At 59.8% G+C, this 16,028-nt stretch carries 18 protein-coding genes; 15 read left to right on the top strand and 3 right to left on the bottom strand.

Annotated features, from left to right (window positions below):
* Positions 1-20: 20 nt before the first annotated feature.
* From M1D68_RS16295 to M1D68_RS16265, 7 genes are read left to right on the top strand one after another with little or no spacing between them, the layout of a single operon-like run.
* Positions 21-980, top strand: coding sequence for a sugar ABC transporter substrate-binding protein (locus tag M1D68_RS16295; RefSeq protein ID WP_420765827.1), 960 nt, complete (start codon positions 21-23; stop codon positions 978-980).
* A 55-nt stretch (positions 981-1,035) separates the two neighbouring features.
* Positions 1,036-2,589, top strand: a complete 1,554-nt coding sequence (locus M1D68_RS16290; protein WP_434559673.1) for a sugar ABC transporter ATP-binding protein — start codon at positions 1,036-1,038, stop codon at positions 2,587-2,589.
* Positions 2,586-3,563: an ABC transporter permease gene (locus M1D68_RS16285; protein WP_039592822.1), complete on the top strand. Its 978-nt coding sequence runs from the start codon at positions 2,586-2,588 to the stop codon at positions 3,561-3,563. Before M1D68_RS16290 ends, M1D68_RS16285 begins: the two co-directional genes overlap by 4 nt.
* Positions 3,564-3,566: 3 nt before the next feature.
* On the top strand, positions 3,567-4,586 hold the full coding sequence (locus M1D68_RS16280; protein WP_420765829.1) for a LacI family DNA-binding transcriptional regulator: 1,020 nt from the start codon (positions 3,567-3,569) through the stop codon (positions 4,584-4,586).
* A gap of 23 nt (positions 4,587-4,609) precedes the next feature.
* Positions 4,610-5,524: a ribokinase gene (rbsK, locus tag M1D68_RS16275; RefSeq protein WP_434559671.1), complete on the top strand. Its 915-nt coding sequence runs from the start codon at positions 4,610-4,612 to the stop codon at positions 5,522-5,524.
* The gene (gene rbsD / locus M1D68_RS16270) at positions 5,521-5,925 is read left to right on the top strand and encodes a D-ribose pyranase (RefSeq protein WP_434559669.1); all 405 of its coding nucleotides are present in this window, start codon (positions 5,521-5,523) and stop codon (positions 5,923-5,925) included. Before rbsK ends, rbsD begins: the two co-directional genes overlap by 4 nt.
* Before the next feature lie 29 nt (positions 5,926-5,954).
* The gene (locus M1D68_RS16265; RefSeq protein WP_457967746.1) at positions 5,955-6,983 is read left to right on the top strand and encodes a nucleoside hydrolase; all 1,029 of its coding nucleotides are present in this window, start codon (positions 5,955-5,957) and stop codon (positions 6,981-6,983) included.
* Between the two features lie 42 nt (positions 6,984-7,025).
* Here M1D68_RS16265 and M1D68_RS16260 read toward each other — a convergent pair whose 3' ends face one another.
* The gene (locus tag M1D68_RS16260; RefSeq protein ID WP_434648199.1) at positions 7,026-7,223 is read right to left on the bottom strand and encodes a hypothetical protein; all 198 of its coding nucleotides are present in this window, start codon (positions 7,221-7,223) and stop codon (positions 7,026-7,028) included.
* A gap of 131 nt (positions 7,224-7,354) precedes the next feature.
* Here M1D68_RS16260 and M1D68_RS16255 point away from each other — a divergent pair, with 131 nt between their 5' ends.
* A complete protein-coding gene (locus tag M1D68_RS16255; protein WP_420765834.1) occupies positions 7,355-7,660 on the top strand; it encodes a hypothetical protein in 306 nt (101 codons plus the stop codon).
* Positions 7,661-7,823: 163 nt separating this feature from the next.
* Positions 7,824-8,138 carry an I78 family peptidase inhibitor gene (locus tag M1D68_RS16250; RefSeq protein WP_420765835.1) on the top strand — a complete coding sequence of 105 codons (315 nt, stop codon included), beginning with the start codon at positions 7,824-7,826 and terminating at the stop codon, positions 8,136-8,138.
* A gap of 65 nt (positions 8,139-8,203) precedes the next feature.
* Here M1D68_RS16250 and M1D68_RS16245 read toward each other — a convergent pair whose 3' ends face one another.
* Both M1D68_RS16245 and M1D68_RS16240 read right to left on the bottom strand, forming a co-directional pair.
* Positions 8,204-8,416, bottom strand: a complete 213-nt coding sequence (locus M1D68_RS16245) for a cold-shock protein (RefSeq protein ID WP_003179963.1) — start codon at positions 8,414-8,416, stop codon at positions 8,204-8,206.
* Between the two features lie 289 nt (positions 8,417-8,705).
* Positions 8,706-9,008 carry a hypothetical protein gene (locus M1D68_RS16240; protein ID WP_420765836.1) on the bottom strand — a complete coding sequence of 101 codons (303 nt, stop codon included), beginning with the start codon at positions 9,006-9,008 and terminating at the stop codon, positions 8,706-8,708.
* Positions 9,009-9,380: 372 nt separating this feature from the next.
* Here M1D68_RS16240 and thrS point away from each other — a divergent pair, with 372 nt between their 5' ends.
* The 6 genes from thrS to pheT all read left to right on the top strand — a co-directional run bounded on the left by thrS (position 9,381) and on the right by pheT (position 16,027).
* A complete protein-coding gene (thrS, locus tag M1D68_RS16235) occupies positions 9,381-11,303 on the top strand; it encodes a threonine--tRNA ligase (RefSeq protein ID WP_420765837.1) in 1,923 nt (640 codons plus the stop codon).
* Entirely contained in the window at positions 11,303-11,854 is a 552-nt protein-coding gene (gene infC, locus M1D68_RS16230; protein WP_169432615.1) for a translation initiation factor IF-3, read from the top strand. Before thrS ends, infC begins: the two co-directional genes overlap by 1 nt.
* Before the next feature lie 60 nt (positions 11,855-11,914).
* Positions 11,915-12,109, top strand: a complete 195-nt coding sequence (gene rpmI, locus M1D68_RS16225) for a 50S ribosomal protein L35 (RefSeq protein ID WP_002553160.1) — start codon at positions 11,915-11,917, stop codon at positions 12,107-12,109.
* A 30-nt stretch (positions 12,110-12,139) separates the two neighbouring features.
* Positions 12,140-12,496, top strand: coding sequence for a 50S ribosomal protein L20 (gene rplT / locus M1D68_RS16220; protein ID WP_039592831.1), 357 nt, complete (start codon positions 12,140-12,142; stop codon positions 12,494-12,496).
* A 109-nt stretch (positions 12,497-12,605) separates the two neighbouring features.
* Positions 12,606-13,622, top strand: coding sequence for a phenylalanine--tRNA ligase subunit alpha (gene pheS / locus M1D68_RS16215; RefSeq protein ID WP_003203624.1), 1,017 nt, complete (start codon positions 12,606-12,608; stop codon positions 13,620-13,622).
* A 26-nt stretch (positions 13,623-13,648) separates the two neighbouring features.
* Entirely contained in the window at positions 13,649-16,027 is a 2,379-nt protein-coding gene (pheT, locus tag M1D68_RS16210) for a phenylalanine--tRNA ligase subunit beta (protein WP_457967731.1), read from the top strand.
* Position 16,028: the final 1 nt, after the last annotated feature.

Below are 16,028 nucleotides of genomic sequence, written 5' to 3'. Positions count from 1 at the left end.
CATAAAATCGGAGTGAACCCATGAAGCTGCCATTCGCTGGTCGCCTGCTCGCCGTTGCCATGCTCGCGACCGCATCCGCTGCGCTGCCTTTCTCCTCGGCGCTCGCCCAGACTCCCGAAAAACCCAAGGTTGCCCTGGTCATGAAATCCCTGGCCAACGAATTCTTCCTGACGATGGAGGATGGCGCCAAGGCTTATCAGAAAGAACACTCCGCCGACTTCGACCTGATCTCCAACGGGATCAAGGATGAAACCGACACCGCCAACCAGATCCGCATCGTCGAGCAGATGATCGTGTCCAAGGTCGACGCGCTGATCATCGCGCCTGCCGATTCCAAGGCCATGGTTCCGGTGATCAAGAAAGCCGTCGATGCCGGCATCACTGTGATCAACATCGACAATCAACTCGATCCAGCGGTGGTCAAGAGCAAGAACATTACGGTGCCTTTCGTAGGCCCTGACAACCGCAAGGGCGCTCGCCTGGTGGGCGAATACCTGGCCAAGGAGCTCAAGGCTGGTGACGAGGTGGGTATCATCGAAGGCGTGTCAACCACCACCAACGCCCAGGCGCGTACTGCGGGCTTCAAGGATGCGATGGAGGCCGCGCAGATCAAGGTCGTTTCCCTGCAATCGGGCGATTGGGAGATCAACAAGGGCAACCAGGTTGCCTCGTCGATGCTCAGCGAATACCCGAACATCAAGGCGCTGCTGGCCGGCAACGACAGCATGGCGGTAGGTGCGGTCTCGGCCGTGCGCGCGGCTGGCAAGGCGGGCAAGGTGCAAGTGGTCGGCTACGACAACATCAACGCCATCAAGCCGATGCTCAAGGACGGCCGTGTCCTGGCCACCGCCGACCAGTTCGCTGCCAAGCAGGCGGTGTTCGGCATCGAGACCGCATTGAAAATGCTCAAGGGCGAAAAAGTCGACAGCGGCGCCAACGGCGTTATCGAAACTCCGGTCGAGCTGGTGACCAAGCAGTAATCCTGGCGACACAACGGCGCTCGCCCGTCCGGGTGGGCGCATTGGAGAGTTTGTTATGTCCGTTCGCGACCCGAACGCTGTCCTGTGCGTCAGCGGTATCGGCAAGACCTATGCCCAGCCGGTACTGAGCGATATCAACCTGACGTTGATGCGCGGTGAAGTGCTGGCGTTGACCGGTGAAAATGGCGCCGGCAAAAGTACCTTGTCCAAGATCATCGGTGGGCTGGTCACGCCGACGACGGGGCAGATGCAGTTCCACGGGCAGGATTACCGTCCCGGCAGCCGGACCCAGGCGGAAGAGCTGGGCGTGCGCATGGTGATGCAGGAACTCAACCTGCTGCCGACTCTTTCCGTGGCCGAGAACCTGTTCCTCGACAACCTGCCCAGCCACGGCGGCTGGATCAGTCGCAAGCAATTACGCAAAGCGGCGATCGACGCCATGGCCCAGGTGGGGCTCGATGCAATCGATCCCGACACGCTGGTCGGTGAACTGGGCATCGGTCATCAGCAGATGGTCGAGATCGCCCGCAACCTGATCGGCGATTGCCATGTGCTGATTCTCGATGAGCCGACCGCGATGCTAACGGCCCGCGAAGTCGAAATGCTCTTCGAGCAGATCACCCGCTTGCAGGCCCGCGGCGTCTCGATCATTTATATCTCCCATCGCCTTGAGGAACTGGCGCGGGTGGCCCAGCGCATTGCGGTGCTGCGCGACGGCAACCTGGTCTGCGTCGAGCCGATGGCCAACTACAACAGTGAGCAGTTGGTGACGCTGATGGTCGGTCGGGAGCTGGGCGAGCATATCGACCTGGGCCCGCGCCAGATCGGCGCCCCCGCGCTGACCGTGAAGGGCCTGACCCGTTCCGACAAGGTCCGCGATGTGTCGTTCGAAGTTCGCAGCGGTGAAATCTTCGGTATCTCCGGGCTGATCGGGGCAGGGCGCACGGAGCTGTTGCGGTTGATCTTCGGCGCGGATGTAGCCGACAGCGGTACGGTGGCACTGGGCTCGCCAGCCAATGTGGTCAGCATCCGTTCCCCGGCCGATGCGGTGGCCCACGGCATTGCCTTGATCACCGAGGATCGCAAGGGCGAGGGCTTACTGTTGAGCCAATCCATCGCCGCCAACATCGCGCTGGGCAACATGCCGGAGATATCCAGTGCGGGCCTGGTCAATGGCAGCGCGGAGCAGGCCTTGGCGCAGCGGCAGATCGACGCCATGCGCATCCGCAGTTCCAGCCCGACGCAGCTGGTGTCCGAATTGTCTGGCGGCAACCAACAGAAAGTGGTGATCGGCCGTTGGCTCGAACGCGATTGCTCAGTACTGCTGTTCGACGAGCCGACCCGTGGCATCGACGTCGGCGCCAAGTTCGATATTTATGCGTTGCTGGGTGAACTGACTCGCCAGGGCAAGGCGCTGGTCGTGGTCTCCAGTGACCTGCGGGAACTGATGTTGATTTGTGACCGGATCGGTGTGCTTTCCGCCGGGCGCCTGATCGACACATTCGAGCGCGACAGCTGGACCCAGGATGACTTGCTTGCCGCCGCGTTCGCCGGCTACCAGAAACGTGATGCGCTGCTCAACGAAGCGGCGCCTAGGGATCTCTCATGAAAACCGCACCTGCCGTCGGCAAATCCAATGGCAACTTTTATGGTCTGGGCACTTACCTGGGCCTGGCTGGCGCCTTGCTCGCCATGGTCGCGCTGTTCTCGGTCCTGAGCAGCCACTTTCTTTCCTACGACACTTTCAGCACCCTCGCCAACCAGATCCCCGATCTCATGGTGCTGGCGGTCGGCATGACCTTTATCCTGATCATCGGCGGCATCGATTTATCGGTGGGCTCGGTGCTGGCGTTGGCGGCTTCGACGGTCAGCGTGGCGGTGCTGGGCTGGGGCTGGAGCGTCTGGCCATCGGCCTTGCTTGGCATGGCCGTGGCGGCATTGGCGGGCACGGTCACCGGTTCGATTACCGTGGCATGGCGTATCCCGTCGTTCATCGTTTCGCTGGGTGTGCTGGAAATGGCCAGGGGCCTGGCGTACCAGATGACCGGCTCGCGGACCGCCTATATCGGCGACTCCTTCGCCTGGCTGTCCAATCCGATTGCCTTCGGTATTTCGCCTTCGTTCATCATCGCCTTACTGGTGATCTTCGTTGCCCAAGCGGTGTTGACCCGCACGGTGTTCGGGCGCTACCTGATTGGCATCGGCACCAATGAAGAAGCCGTGCGCTTGGCCGGCATCAACCCCAAGCCCTACAAGATCCTGGTGTTCAGCCTGATGGGCTTGTTGGCCGGTGTTGCGGCGCTGTTCCAGATTTCTCGCCTGGAAGCGGCGGACCCCAACGCAGGCTCGGGGCTCGAGCTGCAAGTCATCGCCGCCGTGGTCATCGGCGGCACCAGCCTGATGGGCGGGCGCGGCTCGGTCATCAGCACCTTTTTCGGCGTGCTGATCATTTCGGTGCTGGCGGCAGGCCTGGCCCAGATCGGCGCGACCGAGCCGACCAAACGCATCATCACCGGCGCGGTGATCGTGATTGCAGTGGTGCTCGATACGTACCGCAGCCAGCGCGCCAGTCGGCGGGCTTGAACCATGGCGACGATCAAGGATGTGGCGGCGCTTGCCGGGATTTCCTACACAACCGTGTCCCATGTGGTGAACAAGACGCGGCCGGTCAGTGACGAGGTGCGGCGCAAGGTCGAGGCCGCCATCGAACGGTTGGACTATGTGCCCAGCGCCGTGGCGCGCTCGCTCAAGGCCAAGACCACGGCCACCATTGGCCTGCTGGTGCCCAACAGCCTCAACCCGTACTTTGCCGAGCTGGCTCGGGGGATCGAGGATTACTGCGAGCGCAATGGCTACTGCGTGATCCTATGCAATTCCGACGACAACCCGGACAAGCAGCGCAGTTATCTGCGGGTGCTGCTGGAAAAACGTATCGATGGATTGATCGTGGCGTCGGCCGGGGGCGATGTCGGCCTGGCTGAGGGCCTGACCAACGTGCGCACGCCCATGGTGATCGTTGACCGTGGCCTCGATGGCGTCGATGCGGACCTGGTCCGTATCGACCATGAATACGGCGCGTACCTGGCCACCCGGCATCTGCTGGACCTGGGCCATCGCGACATTGCCTTCATTGGCGGGCCGGCGGACACCAGCGTGGCACAGATGCGCCTGGCGGGTTATTGCCGTGCGCTGAAGGAAGCGGGGATCGAGCTGCCCGTCGAGCGCATGCTCGAGAGCGATTTCACCAGCATCGGCGGTTACCGAGCGGCGGCCCAATTGCTTGGGCAACGGCCGCCCAGCGCGATTTTCGCGGCCAACGACATGATCGGCATCGGTGCATTGCGCGCCGCCGCCGAACGCAATGTGCGCGTGCCCAGTGAGCTGTCGATCATCGGTTTCGACGATATTCAGATGAGCCGTTATGTCTACCCGGCGCTGACCACTGTGGGGCAGTCGATCCTGGACCTGGGCGAGATGGCGGCCGAGGTGCTGCTGCGGCGCATCGCAACGCCGGGGCTTGCCACTGACCAGCGGATCGTGACGCCCAGCATTGTCTTGCGAGAATCGACTGCACCGGTGCCCGGTACATTCGCCCAATACCGCTGAACCGAATTGATGAGTAATGATGTATGCCAGCAAAAGTAGTGGTGATAGGCAGCCTGAACATGGACCTGGTGACGCGTGCGCCGCGTCTGCCTCGTGGTGGGGAAACCCTGATTGGCGAGTCGTTTTCCACCATCCCGGGGGGCAAGGGCGCCAACCAGGCGGTGGCCGCCGCGCGCCTGGGTGCGCAAGTGTCCATGGTCGGTTGCGTCGGCAATGACGCCTATGGACAGCAGTTGCGTGGCGCGCTGCTCGCCGAGGGCATCGATTGCCAGGCGGTCAGCGTGGTGGAGGGCTCCAGTGGCGTGGCGCTGATCGTGGTCGATGACAACAGCCAGAACGCGATCGTCATCGTTGCCGGCGCCAATGGTGAGCTGACGCCCGGCGTCCTCGATAGTTTTGATGCGGTGCTGCAGGGCGCCGATGTCATTATCTGCCAACTGGAAGTGCCGGACGCCACCGTAGGGCATGCGCTCAAGCGCGGCCATGAGCTTGGCAAGATCGTCATTCTCAATCCGGCGCCGGCCTCCCATGCCCTGCCGGGCGACTGGTACGCCTACGTCGACTACCTGATCCCCAACGAAAGCGAAGCGATGGTCCTCAGTGGCCTGGCCGTGGATTCCCTGGAGACCGCCGAAGCCGCCGCGACGCAGTTGCTCGCGGCGGGTGCCGGCAAGGTCATCGTAACGCTGGGTGCCCAAGGGTTGCTGTTCGCCAACGGAGCGAGCTTCGAACACTTCCCCGCGCCGCGGGTCAAGGCGGTTGACACCACCGCGGCAGGCGATACGTTCGTCGGCGGTTTCGCGGCGGCCCTGGCGAACGGTAAGGACGAAGTCGAGGCCATTCGTTTCGGGCAGGTCGCCGCTGCGCTGTCGGTCACTCGCGCGGGCGCCCAGCCCTCTATTCCTGCATTGTCGGAAGTTCAGGCGTTCGAATCATGAAAAAGACTCCTTTGTTGAACATCGCCCTGTCACGCCTGGTCGCTTCCCTTGGGCATGGCGACAAGGTGGTGATCGGTGATGCCGGGCTGCCGGTGCCGTCACACGTCGAACTGATCGACCTTGCGTTGACCCATGGCGTCCCCGATTTTGTCAGTACCTTGAACGTGCTGCTCAGCGAGATGCAGGTCGAAAGCCATGTATTGGCGCAGGAAATTATCGACAAGCAACCGTCAGCCCTGGCGACGTTAGAGGCGCTGCACGCCGAAGGCGTCTTAGGCGCGCGGGCGTTGGTCAGCCATGAGCAGTTCAAGGTGCTTACTCGCGAGGCGAGGGCGGTCATTCGCACCGGAGAATGCTCACCGTACTGCAACGTGGTGCTGATCGCAGGCGTCACGTTCTAGATATTCACAACCTGCACAAGGAGTGCGCCATGCACCGCTATGCTCAAAAAATGCATCAACTGTTGCGGAGTCTGCTGCTTTTGTCATTCATCACGGCTACAAGCGCCCAGGCGGCAGAGAAGATCGACTTGATCATCGACACCGATCCGGGCGCCGATGATGTGGTTGCGCTGTTGTTCGCGCTGGCATCCCCCGAGGAGTTGCAGGTTCGCGCGTTGACCACCGTGGCGGGGAACGTGCGCCTGGACAAGACTTCCCGCAATGCGCGCCTGGCCCGTGAGTGGGCGGGTCGCGAAGAGGTGCCGGTCTATGCCGGCGCGCCGAAACCGTTGATGCGCACGCCCATCTACGCGGAAAACATCCACGGCAAGGAGGGTTTGTCGGGTGTCACGGTGCACGAGCCGAAGAAAGGCTTGGCTGAGGGCAATGCCGTCAATTACCTGATCGACACGCTTAAGGCGGCCAAGCCCCACAGCATCACCATTGCCATGCTCGGCCCGCAGACGAACCTGGCCTTGGCGCTGGTCCAGGAGCCCGGGATCGTTCAGGGGATCAAGGAGGTGGTGATCATGGGTGGCGCGCACTTCAACGGCGGCAATATCACGCCGGTGGCCGAATTCAATTTGTATGCCGATCCTCAGGCGGCGGAGATCGTCGCCAAAAGCGGTGTGAAGCTGACCTACCTGCCCTTGGACGTGACCCACAAAATCCTCACCAGCGATGCGCGCCTGAAGCAGATCGCTGCGCTGAACAACAACGCGAGCAAGTTGGTCGGCGGTATTCTCAACGAATACGTCAAGGGCGACATGGAGCACTACGGCATGACGGGCGGGCCGGTGCACGATGCAACCGTGGTCGCCTACCTTCTCAAGCCGCAGCTGTTTAGCGGGCGTGCGGTCAACCTTGTGGTGGACAGCCGTGAAGGCCCGACTTTCGGCCAGACCGTCGTCGATTGGTACGACGGCCTGAAAGCGCCAAAAAACGCTTTTTGGGTGAAGGATGGCGATGCCCAGGGGTTCTTCGATCTGCTGACCGAGCGATTGGCGCGGCTCAAGTAACGCATCTCAAGGCAACCCCGCAGGCGTTTGCCTGCGGGAACCTTATACAGTTGTCTCGATGATGCTCGGATAGCGCTCGAACGCTTGCTTGACGAAGTTCTGCGCGGCCTGCGTCCCGAGTTCTTTCACCAGCAACTCGATGCTGAGGATCGCCAGTTCTTCCGGGCTGCCTGGGCTGTACGAGCTGTGGCCCTGCGCCCATTTTGCATTGATGGTGGCTTCGATGCTGACGGTGCTCATGTCGGGGGCTCGCAGGTTGGGAAATCTGTAGGCTGAGTTAAGCATTTTTGGAGTGGGTTTGGCAGTGCGACTTAGGCATCAGGCGAGCACTGTGCGACACTCGGTTTTTTATTTTTCCCGGGGGCTCCTACGTGCAGATCGATTTGAAGGATCCTGAGGCGTTCACCCTTGAGGCCGTGCGTGATTTGCTCGCGTCCGCCAGTGATGACGAACATACCCAGTTGCGTGTGACCAAGGCTGGCATTGCCTATCTTTCCTCGGGTGTCGTAGGCGGTGCCGACATCGCAGGTTTGTTGTTTCGGCTTGAAACCTGGGCGAAGGGTTCGGGGTATGTCGGAAACGTTGCGGCGAGCGATGAGGTCTGGGTGATGCAAATCTACAATGCATTGAAAGACAACTGGCCGAACCCGCCCTTCGATTACATCGACATCTACTGAGCGCCATTCATATTCAGTCACGATTGAGCGGTGAACAGCTGGGCAGGGCTCAGGCAAACTGCCGTTTTTCCAGATGAGGGCACCATGATGGCCTTGGCGTTGAAACCAAGTTTCGTTTGGGTTGTCGCACGCTCTCTGCTATTTCACTGAAAAAGGAGGCTTCATGCCTTGGAAGCTCGCGTCACTGAGTACTTTGCTGGCCGCTGCGCTCTTGAGCGGTTGCAGCAGCACCTCTGAATCGACCCCTGATCCCGTGACGGCCGAAACCGGGCATAGTCGCTGCGAGGCGAAGGCTGCCGAGTTCGCGATCGGCAAGCAGGCCTCGCCCCAGTTGCTGGAGCAGGCGCGGAGCCGTTCCGGCGCGCAAAACGCCCGTATTCTCAAGCCCAACGACATGGTGACGCTTGAGTACCGCTCCGATCGCTTGAACCTCAATACCGATGCCAACCTGGTGGTCAACCGGGTCAATTGCGGCTGATTGGTTTTAAGCTGACCATAAAAAACCCCGTCACATGGACGGGGTTTTTTTAGCGCGCCGGGAAATTACTCTGGGCGAACTTGTGCAGCTTGCATACCCTTTTGGCCTTTCTCAGCCACGAAGGAAACAGTCTGGCCTTCTTTCAGGCTTTTGAAACCGTCGCTTTCGATAGCTTTGAAGTGTACGAACAGGTCGTCACCGCCACCTTGAGGAGTGATGAAGCCGAAGCCTTTTTCATCGTTGAACCATTTAACGGTGCCGGTTTGGCGATTAGACATGGTGTATCTCCAAGAAACATATATTTTCAGTGTACTGTGCTGCTCAGGCCAACTGGGCACACCCGGGTATCATAGTCGAAATGTTCGATTTGGGAGCCCCCCGGACGAGCTGTTTGCCAATCAGTCGTGTTTTCTTTACCGTCTGAACGGGCTGGAAGCCCCGGTTTCAAAGGCTTTCAGCCGAACGTAAAGACGATAAAAAAAGCTGAAAAACCTGCAAAAATCGTAGGAAAAAGCGCTTATTCAAGCCTTTTTACCCCTGTCGGGCGCCTTCCTGACGCCCAAACCGTCATTTTTTCGCAGGCGGATTCGCCTTGCATTTGGCGATCTGGCCGAGGGCTTTCTGTTGCAGTTCAGGGGTGGCCTTGTTGTCCATCAGAGCCTGTATATCACTGGCCGGATAGGATTTGATGGCGTCGGCGCCACAGGCGCAGTGTGACTTGGCCGCTGCCGCGCCGATCTGTGGCGTTGCCGCCTGGGTGCACTGGGCCATGTATTTTTCGCGCTCGCCCTTTGGCCAGTCGGCATGGGCGGCAATCGGGAGCAGCAGGGCGAGGGGGGCGACTACTGCGAATAACGTATTCAGACGCATGCTGAGATGCTCCTTTCGGGTCGATGTCTTGGTATCTGAGGGGTTGCGGGCGCTTCAGTTCAGCACTTTGGCATAAAAGCCCCGCTTTTACGTTCGCTTCAACGCGAGCGCGGCGATGACCGTTCATCTGTGTTAGCATGCCGGGCTCGGGTATTTTCAGGCTCCGGTGACGACAGGTCCCGGCGGCGGCAAATGTTCGATTAACCCTGATTTGAATCCCAGTCACTCTGGTTCGGTTTTCCCGGTTGGCCGCAAGGCTCCTGCCGCTGTAAGGCAGGCGTTCGTCATTGAATGGCCTGGACTGGATCTTGTACTGGCTCATCCCAACCCACGTGACCTTTGGTAGGGGTCACCACTAGGAGAGGAGGCGCCATGCCAACTATTACTCTTCCCGACGGCAGTCAACGTTCATTCGACCACCCGGTTTCCGTAGCCGAGGTCGCCGCATCCATTGGCGCGGGCCTGGCCAAGGCCACCCTGGCCGGCAAGGTCAACGGCAAACTGGTCGACGCCAGCGATGTCATCGACAGCGATGCCACGCTGCAAATCATCACGCCCAAGGATGAAGAGGGGCTGGAGATCATTCGTCACTCCTGCGCGCACCTGGTCGGTCATGCGGTCAAGCAGCTGTATCCGAGCGCGAAGATGGTCATCGGGCCGGTCATCGACGAAGGCTTCTATTACGACATCGCCTTCGAGCGTCCTTTTACCCCGGACGACATGGCCGCGATCGAGCAGCGCATGCAGCAGCTGATCGAGAAAGATTACGACGTCATCAAGAAAGTCACCCCGCGCGCCGAAGTCATCGAAGTCTTCAAGGCCCGTGGCGAGGACTACAAGCTGCGTCTGGTGGAAGACATGCCGGACGAGCAGGCCATGGGCCTGTACTACCACGAAGAATACGTCGACATGTGCCGCGGCCCGCACGTGCCGAACACGCGTTTCCTGAAATCCTTCAAGCTGACCAAGCTGTCCGGCGCCTACTGGCGTGGCGACGCGAAGAACGAACAGTTGCAGCGCGTCTACGGCACGGCCTGGGCGGACAAGAAGCAGCTGGCGGCCTACATCCAGCGTATCGAAGAGGCTGAGAAGCGCGATCACCGCAAGATCGGCAAGCGCCTGGGCCTCTTCCATACCCAGGAAGAATCCCCGGGCATGGTGTTCTGGCACCCGAACGGCTGGACTCTGTACCAGGTGCTAGAACAGTACATGCGCCAGGTCCAGCGTGAGAACGGTTACCTCGAAATCAAGACGCCGCAAGTGGTCGACCGCAGCCTCTGGGAGAAATCCGGGCATTGGGCCAACTACGCCGACAACATGTTCACCACCCAGTCGGAAAACCGCGACTACGCCATCAAGCCAATGAACTGCCCGTGCCACGTGCAGGTATTCAACCAGGGCCTGAAGAGCTATCGCGAGCTGCCGATGCGCCTGGCCGAGTTCGGTGCTTGCCACCGTAACGAGCCATCGGGTGCGCTGCACGGCATCATGCGCGTGCGGGCATTCACTCAGGACGACGCGCACATTTTCTGCACTGAAGAGCAGATGCAGGCTGAATCCGCCGCGTTCATCAAGCTGACCATGGACGTCTACCGGGACTTCGGCTTCACCGAAGTTGAAATGAAGCTGTCCACTCGTCCGGAAAAACGCGTCGGTTCCGACGAGCTGTGGGATCGCGCCGAGGCCGCCCTGGCCGCCGCCCTCGACAGCGCGGGGCTTGCGTACGAGCTGCAGCCGGGCGAGGGCGCATTCTACGGTCCGAAGATTGAATTCTCGTTGAAAGATTGCCTTGGCCGCGTCTGGCAATGTGGTACCTTGCAGCTCGATTTCAACCTGCCGATCCGTCTGGGCGCTGAATATGTGTCCGAAGACAACAGCCGCAAGCACCCGGTCATGCTTCACCGCGCGATCCTCGGTTCCTTCGAGCGTTTCGTCGGGATCCTGATCGAGCATTACGAGGGTGCGTTCCCCGCGTGGCTGGCGCCGACCCAGGCAGTGATCATGAATATCACTGATAAACAGGCAGATTTTGCCGCCGAAGTCGAAAAAACTCTCAATCAAAGCGGATTTCGTGCCAAGTCCGACTTGAGAAATGAAAAGATCGGCTTTAAAATCCGCGAGCATACTTTGCTCAAGGTTCCCTTTCTCTTGGTTATTGGAGATCGGGAGGTCGAGATGCAGACTGTCGCTGTGCGTACTCGTGAAGGTGCTGACCTGGGCTCGATGCCCGTCGCCGAATTCGCCGAGTTTCTCGCGCAAGCGGTTTCCCGGCGTGGTCGCCCAGATTCGGAGTAATTATTATTAAGCGTGAAATGAGACAAGATAAACGAGCTGCACCGAAAGCCCCGATCAACGAGAATATCTCGGCACGCGAGGTTCGGTTAATTGGCGCTGATGGCGAGCAGATTGGCATCGTCTCGATTGATGAAGCGCTTCGTATTGCTGAAGAAGCCAAGCTTGATCTGGTGGAAATTTCCGCGGACGCAGTCCCACCCGTTTGCCGGGTGATGGACTACGGCAAGTCGATCTTCGAGAAGAAGAAGCAGATTGCCGCGGCGAAGAAAAACCAGAAGCAGATTCAGGTAAAAGAAATCAAGTTTCGTCCAGGGACGGAGGAAGGGGATTACCAGGTAAAACTGCGCAACCTGGTACGTTTCCTGAGTGACGGGGACAGGGCCAAGGTATCCTTGCGATTCCGCGGCCGTGAGATGGCCCACCAGGAGCTGGGGATGGAACTCCTCAAGCGGGTTGAACAAGACCTGCTCGAGTACGGTTCGGTCGAACAGCATCCTAAGATGGAAGGACGCCAGCTGATCATGGTCATCGCCCCGAAAAAGAAGAAGTAATCACCAGGGCACGGCAGGCCTTGCGATTATGTTTATCAACTGAATGCGGAGTATCCGAACATGCCAAAGATGAAAACTAAAAGTGGTGCTGCTAAGCGGTTTCTGAAAACTGCTAACGGCATCAAGCACAAGCACGCTTTCAAGAGCCACATCCTGACCAAAATGTCGACCAAGCGTAAGCGTCAACTGCGCGGTAGCAGCTTGCTGCATCCGTCTGACGTGGCAAAAGTCGAGCGCATGCTGCGCCTTCGTTAATTTTTGGATCAAGAATAGAGGAAGTAACTCATGGCTCGTGTAAAGCGTGGCGTCATTGCCCGTAAGCGTCACAAGAAAATTATGAAACTTGCTAAAGGCTACTACGGTGCGCGTTCCCGCGTATTCCGTGTTGCCAAGCAAGCCGTAATCAAGGCAGGCCAATACGCCTACCGTGACCGTCGTCAGAAAAAACGTCAGTTCCGCGCTCTGTGGATCGCTCGTATCAACGCTGGTGCTCGTACCTACGGTCTGTCCTACAGCCGTTTCATCGCCGGCCTGAAAAAAGCGTCCATCGAGATCGACCGTAAGGTTCTGGCTGATCTGGCAGTGAACGAAAAAGCGGCGTTTGCTGCGATTGTCGAGAAAGCTAAAGCCACCTTGGCTTAAGTACCCCCGGCAGTCACCGGGGCTCACCTCTGTGGGCCCGGGTGCCAAACGTCATAAATAGGGGAAGAGCCTTAAAGCTCTTCCCCTATTTTGTATCTGGAGTCTGTACATGGAAAACCTGGACGCGCTGGTCGCTCAAGCACTAGAGGCTGTGCAAAGCGCTGAAGATATCAATGCCCTGGAGCAAATCCGGGTTCACTACCTTGGCAAGAAAGGCGAGTTGACTCAGGTGATGAAGACCCTGGGGAACCTGCCGGCCGAAGAGCGTCCGCAGGTTGGTGCGCTGATCAACGTCGCCAAGGAACGTGTCACAGAAGTCCTCAATGCGCGCAAGGCGCTGTTCGAGGAGGCGGACCTGGCGGCCAAGCTCGCGGCCGAATCCATCGACGTGACCCTGCCTGGCCGTGGCCAGACTTCCGGTGGCCTGCATCCGGTGACCCGGACGCTGGAACGCATCGAGCAGTTCTTCACCCATATCGGCTACGGCATTGCCGAGGGTCCTGAGGTCGAAGACGACTACCACAACTTCGAGGCGCTCAACATCCCAGGCCACCACCCGGCCCGGTCGATGCATGACACCTTCTATTTCAATGCGAACATGTTGTTGCGCACCCATACCTCTCCGGTACAGGTCCGCACCATGGAATCGCAGCAGCCGCCGATCCGCATCGTCTGCCCAGGCCGTGTGTACCGTAGCGACTCCGATATCACCCATTCGCCGATGTTCCATCAGGTCGAAGGCCTGCTGGTGGATCGCGACATCAATTTCGCTGACCTGAAAGGGACTATCGAAGAGTTCCTGCGGGTGTTCTTCGAAAAAGAACTGGCCGTGCGCTTCCGCCCTTCGTATTTCCCGTTCACTGAGCCATCGGCCGAAGTCGACATGGAATGCGTGATGTGCAGCGGCAAGGGCTGCCGCGTCTGCAAGCAGACGGGCTGGCTGGAAGTCATGGGTTGCGGCATGGTTCACCCGAACGTGCTGCGCATGTCCGGGATCGATCCGGAAGAATTCTCGGGCTTTGCCTTCGGCATGGGCGTGGAACGCTTGGCCATGCTGCGTTACGGCGTGAACGACTTGCGTCTGTTCTTCGACAACGACTTGCGGTTCCTCGCGCAATTTCGCTAGTCGTAACGAACCTTTAGGAGAGCAGGATGAAATTCAGTGAACAATGGCTGCGCGGCTGGGTTAGCCCGCAGGTAAGCCAGGACGAGCTGGTTGCTCGCCTGTCGATGGCCGGTCTTGAGGTCGATAGCGTGACGCCGGCCGCCGGCGCATTCAGTGGCGTGGTGGTGGGGGAGGTGCTGAGCACCGAACAACACCCTGACGCGGACAAGCTGCGGGTTTGCCAGGTCAGCAGTGGCGGGGAAACGTTCCAGGTCGTGTGCGGTGCACCAAACGTGCGTCCCGGCCTGAAGATCCCGTTTGCCATGATCGGCGCAGAACTGCCGGGTGACTTCAAGATCAAGAAAGCCAAGCTGCGCGGTGTCGAGTCCAACGGCATGTTGTGCTCCCAAGCCGAATTGCAGGTTGGCGAAGGCAACGACGGCCTGATGGAATTGCCGGCGGATGCGCCGGTCGGCAAGGATTTTCGTGAATACCTGGGCCTGGACGATGCGAGCATCGAAGTCGACCTGACGCCGAACCGTGGCGACTGCCTGTCAGTGGCTGGCCTGGCCCGTGAAGTCGGCGCGTTGTACGCCACCCCGGTCACTCGCCCGGTGGTTGCGAGTGTCCCGGCCGTGCATGACGAAGTCCGTCCGATCGAAGTCTTGGCGCCGAGCGCATGCCCGCGTTACCTGGGCCGCGTGATCCGCAATGTCGACCTGTCCAAGCCGACTCCGCTGTGGATGGTCGAGCGCCTGCGACGCTCCGACGTGCGCAGCATCGACGCGGCTGTCGACATTACCAACTATGTAATGCTTGAGCTGGGTCAGCCGCTGCACGCATTCGATCTCGCCGAAATCAACGGCGGCATCCGCGTGCGCATGGCTGAAGAAGGTGAAAAGCTGGTGCTGCTCGATGGTCAGGAAGTGGCCTTGCGCAGCGATACGCTGGTGATTGCCGACCATACCCGCGCCCTGGCGATTGCAGGCGTGATGGGCGGCGAGCACAGTGGCGTCTCCGCCACCACCCGTGATGTATTCCTTGAAAGCGCCTTCTTCGACCAGATCGCCGTCGCCGGCAAGGCTCGTTCCTACGGCCTGCACACTGACGCCTCGCACCGCTATGAGCGTGGCGTGGATTGGCAACTGGCCCGTGAAGCCATGGAGCGCGCCACTGGCCTGCTGCTGGAAATCACCGGTGGCGAAGCCGGCCCGATCATCGAAACCGTGAGCGAACAGCACCTGCCGAAGATCGCGCCAGTGACGCTGCGTGCCCAGCGCATCACCCAGATGCTCGGCATGGAAATGGACTCGGCCGAAGTCGAGCGTCTGCTCAACGCCTTGGGCCTGACCGTCCGGGCCGAGGGGGAAGGGCAGTGGCAGGTCGAAGTGCCGAGCCATCGCTTCGATATCAGCCTGGAAGTCGACCTGATCGAAGAGCTGGCCCGCTTGTACGGCTACAATCGCCTGCCGGTCCGCTATCCCCAGGCTCGCCTGGCCCCGCAAGCCAAGGCAGAGGCCCGCAGTGACCTGCCGGAGCTGCGTCGCCTGCTGGTGGCTCGTGGGTATCAGGAAGCGATCACCTACAGTTTCATCGATCCGCGTCAGTTCGAATTGTTCAGCCCAGGTGTTGAGCCACTGCTGTTGGCCAACCCGATCTCCAATGACATGGCCGCGATGCGCTCGTCCCTGTGGCCGGGCCTGATCAAGTCGCTCCAGCACAACCTGAATCGCCAGCAGGACCGCGTACGCCTGTTCGAAAGCGGCCTGCGTTTTGTCGGTCAGTTGGACGGCCTGAAGCAAGAGCCAATGCTGGCCGGTGTCGTTTGCGGCAGCCGCCTGCCGGAAGGCTGGGCCCAAGGTCGTGATGGCGTGGATTTCTTCGACGTCAAGGCCGACGTGGAAGCGGTGCTGGGCTTTGCCGGTGCGCTCGGCGCGTTCACCTTCGTGCCTGGCAAGCATCCGGCGCTGCACCCGGGTCAGACCGCGCGCATCGAGCGAGACGGTCGTGAAGTCGGTTATGTCGGCGCGATCCACCCTGAGTTGTCGAAGACGCTGGGTCTTGATCGTCCAGTCTACGTTTTCGAGCTGGTCCTGGCTGAAGTCGCCCAAGGAAAAATGCCGAAATTCCAGGAGTTATCGCGCTTTCCTGAAGTGCGTCGCGACCTTGCCTTGATAGCCGATGTCGGCGTTGCATCCAGTGCCGTACTGGCAGTAATCCGTGAAAATGCAGGCGAATGGCTGACGGACCTCAGGCTATTTGACGTGTATCAAGGTAAAGGCATTGATCCGCATAGAAAAAGCCTTGCAGTCGGCTTGACCTGGCAGCATCCATCGCGCACTCTTAATGACGATGAGGTGAATACCGCAACGCAGAATATCCTCACCTCGCTCGAACACAGGTTGAACGCCACGTTAAGGAAGTGAC

It is taken from the genome of Pseudomonas sp. R4-84 (assembly GCF_054130985.1).
Note: the sequence above shows the minus strand (reverse complement) of the source record. Positions and strands in the feature narration are given on the sequence as shown.